1 protein-coding gene is annotated in these 1257 nt (G+C 27.4%); it reads left to right on the forward strand.

The window, feature by feature from the left end; genetic code table 11:
* Positions 1 to 305 precede the first annotated feature (305 nt).
* Entirely contained in the window at positions 306 to 956 is a 651-nt protein-coding gene (locus AC2D8I_RS16190; RefSeq protein WP_484707152.1) for a hypothetical protein, read from the forward strand.
* Positions 957 to 1257: the final 301 nt, after the last annotated feature.

The following is a 1257-nucleotide window of genomic DNA, read 5'->3' on the forward strand; positions in this document are numbered from 1 at the left end:
ATGCCTTATTTTTAATACAAGTATAACAGCCTATTTATAAACGATTATAAATAGTTCTGCAAATAACTTATTCATTAAGCAGCAATATTTAGCTGTTTTTAAACGATTATAAACGACTACAACTGTTTATAAACGGCTATTAAATATACTTTCTTAGGGGAAACCCCAATCGTAATGCCTAGCACAGCTTAATAATCTCCTTTTGGCTATCATTATATGTATTAAAATAAACTATATTGCATAAGGAATATATGTGCAAGTGAGTTGCACTTATACAATAGTTAGCTTTAATTTAACAGAACGAAATGAAAAACATAATTTATCTGACTTTATTAATTTTTACAAGTTTATCTTTTAGTCAGAGTTTTGAGGGAACAATAACATATAAAACAACGATGGAAAATCCGAATCCTGAAATGTTTACAGATAGTATTTTTAAAGAACGAATTTTAAAACCTGTATTTGGAGAACAGGGTTTTATGCTTCAAAAATATTTTTATAAAGGAAATAGGTTTATGTCTGAAACATCAACTGGATTGGAAAACGGATTTGAATTATACTCACCTGAAAAAAAGAAAGTTTATGCTTGGAAAGAGAATTCAAAAGAAGCTATAGTCAAGAACACAAATAAGCACCCAGAAATGGACGCTTTTGTTGAATTCATTGAGACTAAAGAAACAGATACTATTTTAGATATTCCTTGTAAAAAAGTTTTATTAAAATCTAAAATGGGAACAGCTGAACTTTGGTTTAACAGTAAATATTTGAAAATTGACCCAGAGAATTATTCTGAATTTAAATTAGACCATAAAAATTTGATTTTTGAAAAGTATGGTTGTCTACCTTTAAGGATTAAAGCTATGGCTTTTAACATTGAAGTTATTGAATTCAAAGCTATGGAAGTCTCTGATGATAAATTCAAAAAACCTGAATTTGAAACTGAAATCGAACAATAAAAACTAAAGCTAACAATGGCTATAATTAATACGGGTTTTAGTGCTTAAGTAAAAGTCTGTGTATATTTACTAAGTCCGCCAAATCTTTTTGATTTGGCTTTATAAAGAAAAAAATAAAATAAAAATAAAAAGTTTTGGCTAAGTGCTAAATCGGAAATTAATTACTTTTAATTCCCGTACTAACCATAGCCGAAACGTTAGGCTTAATTAGAAAAAGATGATGAGCATCAAGAAAATAATTCAAAAATCAATATTCTTTACACCTTTTTATTTTGGTATTGTAATTCTATATAATCTTGTT

Source organism: Lacinutrix sp. YIN62 (assembly GCF_057219185.1).

Coding starts and splice junctions, on each gene's coding strand:
- AC2D8I_RS16190 (WP_484707152.1), top strand. CDS start 306: ATGAAAAACATAATTTATCTGACTTTATTAATTTTTACAAGTTTATCT.